The sequence below is a fragment of the Atribacterota bacterium genome (assembly GCA_028717805.1).
Taxonomy (GTDB): Bacteria; Atribacterota; Phoenicimicrobiia; order Phoenicimicrobiales; family Stramentimicrobiaceae; genus Stramentimicrobium.
Genome location: JAQUNC010000068.1, coordinates 1 through 6,260 on the forward strand (window position 1 = coordinate 1; position 6,260 = coordinate 6,260).

Sequence of the window (6,260 nt, forward strand, 5' to 3'; positions counted from 1 at the left end):
AGTACCACGGGGAACATAGTTCTTTTTTGTAAGAGGCTTGACTAACATCAAATCCACACTTTGAATAGGCATCATATATTCATGATCAAAAAGTACTAGAGAGAGGAAGGCTCTCCCCGGCAACTTCTTTTGGGATTCTAAAAAAGTATTGAACCCTCCAATGGCGTCAGTCTTAATAGATTCCATTGACCCGGAACGGTCAATAATACAGACAATTTCGGTGTAATTTTGTTTTGTCATTTTACTGCTCCTTTTTATAAAAAATCCAAACCTGATAAACTTATAATCTAATTTAATGTAAAATTAATTACCCTATCAAATACGATATCCTCTTCTTCTCTTATACCCGGACATCCTGCCGGTTTTTTCTTCCCTGGTCGTCCTGAAAAAAGCCATATGAATAATCTCATTCTCAACAACCAGAGCCGAACCAACTTTATCTTCTCCTTCAAAGCGATAATCAAATCCCTGGCCTGTTGATGGATATTTGTCCTCCTTGCAATCTTGTATTCCTTCCAAAAAATGCCTGGCTTCTTCTATTGGATTCCGGCAGGTGACCACTTTCTTTTCTTCTTTTAGCAAAGCATCCATGGCATAACTCTTGACCAATTTCGGAAAAATAAGCGCAAAAGATGATTCACGGGAGAGGATATCCCAGCCGGCAATCTCTCCATCAATAAAAACAAAGATGCCCTTCTGGTAAGGTAAACACTGAAAGGCTTCAAGGTATTCCTCTAAATTTGTTTCCTTTTGCTTATAAACATCCTTCATCGCGCCGGTAGCAGAATTAACCTTGGCACTATTGCGTAAGAATGCAACATTTTCCCACACTTCCTGCTGGTCAGAATGATAACCTCTGTCCTGTTTCAAGGAAGTATTAACCGAGGATGCCTTTTTGGCTCTTAAAAAAGTTGGAGAAATAATATCTGAATCATAAAAACTATCTGTCTGGTAGGACCATCGTCCCTGTTCGGTGCAGCTAACCGGTATATTCAGCTCTGAATTCCCTTTTACCAGAATGGTTGTATTCAATACTCTATTTTGCTTGGCTCCGGATAATTCCTCTCCATCTACTAACAATACCGGGGTATCAGAGTGATTGATTACTTTTAATTCAGGTACCAAGCCCCCTGTACTTACTTCTTGAATAACCAGTAATCTCTTCTCCAGGGCTTCCTTTAGGGTCAGATAAAGCAAGTCTTCCTTGATATTTAAGTACAAAGGAATTACCTGCATATTCTGATAACTCTGCACTTCTCCAAAGTGTATTTGTGAGATAAAATCACTTATTATCTTTTCCATTTTTTTCACTTCCTAACTAATAATTTACAAAATCACATTTTGCTTTCCTCGATCATCTCCCTTCGTGATAATCCGTTTTATAATCTGCTGAGCAATATAAGTAAAACTCTTCTGGCCTGTACCATAGGAACCAGCAGTACCAGGCCCAGCTGAACGCCAGAAGTCTGCTTGCATCAGCGTACCGGCACGGGATAAGAATTGCTTGAAAATCTCTATTGTATAAATACCCACTCCATTTTTCCGTGGTAAATAGGGATTTAATCCTACTAATAATTTAGGAATTACAAAAATCCCGGTTGTCTTTAACAAAACATAATCATCCGCCCTTTGTTTTCTTTCAACTTCATAAAAGGGTTCCGGACAAAGCTCTTTGACTGCTTTCCACATGTTGATAAGGACAGAAGCTATCTCATCCTCGGACAAACTTGAAAAGGGTGCTGTACTCAAAACATTTTTCAGTGAACCGACCATGGAAACCTGGCTGAAGGTAGTACCACTGGGACGGCTATTGGGTAATTTCATTTTACCCTGCAGCGGAGAATCCGACCGGCTATTCAATACATCAGAAATTCGAACTGCCCGGGGTTTCCAACGCAATTCTCTCTTCAGATTACTGGGAAGGACATTATGTTTGGTATAATCGTCAGGAAATGCATCATAATATTCTTTGTAATCTGTATAAGCATAATCACTGTATTTAATAGAGTCTTGTTTTTTAGGATTCTCCCTATTATATTGAGGAATATTTCGATTCTTCCTGAGAAAGGTCGGTATTTCCATATCCCTAACCCATTCTTTCTTATTTTCTTCTGAGTAAATTTTGCGAAATTTTTCTCTACCAGATGAGTCATTTCTAATATTGAAGGAGTCTGTTTCCAAATCTTGATATTTTAGCTTTTCCTCTTCAGCTTTAACTAACAGACGTTCTGCCAGATCAGACCGAACCCCTTTCTGGGTTTTATTGATAATCAAAAATTGAGTAGCTTCACTTTGCCTGGCTAAATCCGGGTTGCTGGATTTTAAGTTCATAAGTACAACAGGGATATTTATATCTAGAACATCCGGATGATTAATCCCGGCAATTTCTAAGCCTTTTAATCGGTGCTGTCCGTCAACTATCCACAGTTGAATACCATCGGGAATCTCAAATTCATTTTCCCTAATTTTCTTGATGTTGTTTATATCTGCATCCCTGATATTCAATAAGATTGCATTGGGGGAAAGTCCTTTTTTGGCAATAAAATTGCCAAATTCTCTGGCCCTTCTTTCAATTACCTCGCGCTGATACCCTCCAGGATTGTCAGAACTCCATTCATCAATCCTGCTTTGCCTTAAGATATCTCCTGCTTTAGCATAACCAATGATAAACTGAGTTTCATGCTGATGAAATTTAACCCCGGCTATTTTTAGTCCCATTTTTCTCCCTCCTGATTGTGTACTAAAATTATAAGATGTTATGATTTAAATGTCAAGTCCTAACATTCTTAAATTAAAATAAATACCCTTCTATATTTTAATTTTATTTTATTATTACAAAAAGTACTCAACAAATACCTAATCTTTGTTGAAAATATAAAACCCCAAATCCTGCTCTATATTTTGTTTAGAGAATGGCATATTGTGTTAAATCTTTTGTTTTTTGTATTTTTAAATATTAATAACGTGGGCTGTAATTGTTCTAAAGGACCATCGAAATTATTATCTCTTCGATGAAAGTGTAATATAGCGACATGTGGCACCTTCACTTGTATTTAAAATGGCAGCAACTTTATCATCCAAACCAATGCAAATACATTGCTTTCAAAAAATCCGGGTCATCAACCGGAAATCCGGATTTAGACCCAATGACAGAATCCACATAACAAAACGGACACATGGCTGTAGAACCTTTTGGATTATACTCATCAACCCAGTTAAATATTTCACCAGGTTGAAACGTGCGCAGGCAGTTAAAACAACCACATAGTTTACTCTCCATTATTTCATTTTTGTGAAATATAGAGTGCTTATGAGCCGATTTTAAATATTCAGCAATATATCTCTTCACTTTATCTTCCCTTTTAATATTTATTTTTATTAATTTTAAATTTCTAAAAAATATTTATTTTAGATATGCCTCCCTATTACAAAAACTCATCATTGTAATATTGGTATATTTAGATACCTATATTTTGTATTAGAAAGTCATAAAGTGATTTATAATGTATTTTAGTGTTTTTTAGAATCTTTTTTTGCCATTTTAAAGGTATGGAATAAAAAATATTAACCAATTTTTGATTTTGAACATCATTGCCTATTAGAAATTCAGTAATTGCTTTTGCGGAATAAAGGTCTCTATCCTGTTTGGTTTTTTGCTTACGTAACTCAAACACGATAAATTTATGCAAAACGTATGCTGCAGGTTCAGGGACTTTTATAATCATATTTAAATATTCTATCTCAAGAATATGATCTTGAATTAGGTTTAAATATCTAAGCCCCTGGGCATTAATATGAAGCAGCGGTATATTGTAGGGTGTAGAACCTTTCCCTTTACCAAGGTCCGGAGTTAAAAATTCTAATTCTAATTCAGGATGTATATATTTTGTTAGGCCGGTAATATAATTATGTAATGGAATAAAGTCTAATGATGTAAGTATTTCCGGTATACTAATTTCTTGTTTTATCCTAGCTGGATTAGGGATTAAGAAATCTATATCTAATGTTCTAATAATAGGTATTTCAGGAGTGTTGTTAAAATATATTCTATAGAGATGATGACACCAGCTGCCAACAAGTATTAATTCCTGTAAAACTCCTGCATTGTGAAAGGCTTTAAGTGTTTTAATAAAAAAATTAGTATTTTCAACATTCATTTAATTTTTTTCTCAATCTCTTTAATGTCTTTTTTTACTTGTCGTAAAAATTTTTCATATTTTCTTCTTTCTTTAATCCTGCTTACCAAATCGTTTACCTCTTTTTCAGACAGCTTTCCAATATATTTAAATACTTGTTTTTTATATGACCTATAATTCAGGTAATAATAATTATGTCCCTTAATATTCTTTTTTATAAGACTGCCTTTTGGAAGCTGTTGTATTTTTGATTTATAAATCTTTTCTAATTCTAAAAGGCGTTCCTTTTCTTCTTGTAAAATATCATTTAATATTTTCATAATCTAACTTTTACCAGACTTAACCAATTATTTTTTGAAATGTCAGGTAAAATATTCTATTTACATTAGTTACCAGACATTTCTTATTATCATTATAATTGTCTGGTAACAATTGTCAATACAAAATCGAAGTCCACTTTATTCCTCTTACATTCTTCAATCTTTCTGCTTTCAGATAAGACCACCAGAGAATATCAAAGATTCTAATTTTAGTAAGATGTTTAAGATTGATTTTGATTAGCTCAGCAGAAAGCTCATTTAAATTTTTTCTAAGATCCCCATTTTCCAAATTATTATAAAAATCTATTAAAATTTCATTAGCATTTTCATAAGTCCAGGAAGAATTGATTTCTCTTTTATACTTTCTTTGTAAGGGATTAACAATCATGGGGATAATTTCGGGGTAAATAGTGTGTAGAATCTTTGTTGCAGTAGAAAAACGGATTCCATTAATTTTAAAAAGCTCTTGAAAAACTACATCGTCTAATTCTTTGATCTGTCTTTCTCTTTCCTGTCTACTTAAATCCAAAAATAGATCAAGTGTATGCTGGAATATTTCTAAATCCCTGGTGACTTCAACTATAACCTTACATTTTGAAATTGCATCACTTGTTAGTCTTGCTCCAATTTTGTTTACATCTTCAATTTTACGATTTTCTATCACATCATACTTGGAATAAAAATCACTCTGGTAACAATAGCATTCAATTAAAGAAAGAGGATCAGGTATTTCAAATTCAATTGTAGAAAATAAATAAAATTTCATCCCAGCCACCAATTTATAATTACTTTCTTAAGAAAGATTATCAAAAGTAAAAATGGCAATGATAAGGATTTGACCCCTTTTATTTCCCTTCTCTATAATATTTCTCGCCAATTATATAGATGTATTAGCTTACATCACTTTTGGGCTTTTTTGTAATAGGCAGTAAGAATCATCAGACTGCAAAAAAAATAATTCTGAAAATACTTGTCTCCACTTATGCCAATTATTAACTGTATTATTGGGAATAGCTATATAGATATTGGAGAAAATAAATATATTCTTAATTAAAATAACTGGTAAATCTTTTCTCTTAAATCATCTATTACTAACTGAAACTCTGGCAGATCTGGAACCAAGGGACCTAACCATTTATTCCAAGTATCAGCAATATATCTCAATAATCTCTCATCAAAAAAAGCATCTGCCCCTGAAAAATCAATATCTTTAACTTCACATTTTTTTAGAAAGACTGATGGTATGATATTCAAATTTAAATCTTTATTATAAGCATTAAAGATTCTCCATAAATCATAATAATCCCTTGCTCGTGATCTTGTCCAACCTCTTTGTTCTAATTTCTTTAAATGTTGCAATATTGCTCTTAATTTTTCAGATATAATTTCTTCAAGTGAATAAACGGATAATTCTTTTGATAGATCCTCTTGATAACCATGAATAATATTTCTTTTTTTGGGTTCCATTATAATTGGTTCATTAGTTGTAATTTCGATCTTGGCTTTCGAAAAAAAATCTCTGTGCCAAGGGAATTTACCTCTAACAGTAAATGCTTCTTGTTTGCCTGGGTGACTTTCCTTTTCCGTATATTTTTCAATTTTCAACTCAAGAGGTGAAAACTTCTGAACCAAATCTACAGCAACCTTACAAGACCTTTTAATCTCTTGTTCTAGAATATTACCCCCTAAAATATTATTTTTTAAACTAAAGTCAAGGTCCTCTGAAAACCTATAATCTCCAAAATAACACTTTTTTAATGCAGTCCCCCCTTTAAATATCAATTCGTTTTTTATTGCTTTGTTG

The 6,260-nt window shown here is 33.1% G+C and carries 8 protein-coding genes; all 8 read right to left on the minus strand.

Going from position 1 to position 6,260, the window contains the following annotated elements; all coding sequences use genetic code 11:
• Positions 1 to 240 (minus strand): hypothetical protein (locus PHD84_10225; GenBank protein ID MDD5638170.1); only part of this gene is annotated, 240 nt, incomplete at its 3' end.
• 75 nt (positions 241 to 315) lie between these two features.
• Positions 316 to 1,302, minus strand: a complete 987-nt coding sequence (locus tag PHD84_10230; protein MDD5638171.1) for a hypothetical protein — start codon at positions 1,300 to 1,302, stop codon at positions 316 to 318.
• 24 nt (positions 1,303 to 1,326) lie between these two features.
• Entirely contained in the window at positions 1,327 to 2,718 is a 1,392-nt protein-coding gene (locus PHD84_10235; GenBank protein MDD5638172.1) for a DGQHR domain-containing protein, read from the minus strand.
• Positions 2,719 to 3,073: 355 nt separating this feature from the next.
• Complete coding sequence (locus tag PHD84_10240) at positions 3,074 to 3,349, minus strand: hypothetical protein (protein MDD5638173.1); 276 nt, start codon at positions 3,347 to 3,349, stop codon at positions 3,074 to 3,076.
• A 109-nt stretch (positions 3,350 to 3,458) separates the two neighbouring features.
• Entirely contained in the window at positions 3,459 to 4,157 is a 699-nt protein-coding gene (locus PHD84_10245) for a GSU2403 family nucleotidyltransferase fold protein (protein MDD5638174.1), read from the minus strand.
• On the minus strand, positions 4,154 to 4,456 hold the full coding sequence (locus PHD84_10250) for a hypothetical protein (GenBank protein MDD5638175.1): 303 nt from the start codon (positions 4,454 to 4,456) through the stop codon (positions 4,154 to 4,156). The genes PHD84_10245 and PHD84_10250 overlap by 4 nt, the downstream gene beginning before the upstream one ends.
• Positions 4,457 to 4,571: 115 nt before the next feature.
• Positions 4,572 to 5,222: a hypothetical protein gene (locus PHD84_10255; protein ID MDD5638176.1), complete on the minus strand. Its 651-nt coding sequence runs from the start codon at positions 5,220 to 5,222 to the stop codon at positions 4,572 to 4,574.
• 284 nt (positions 5,223 to 5,506) lie between these two features.
• On the minus strand, positions 5,507 to 6,260 hold a 754-nt coding region (locus PHD84_10260; GenBank protein ID MDD5638177.1), incomplete at its 5' end, for a nucleotidyl transferase AbiEii/AbiGii toxin family protein.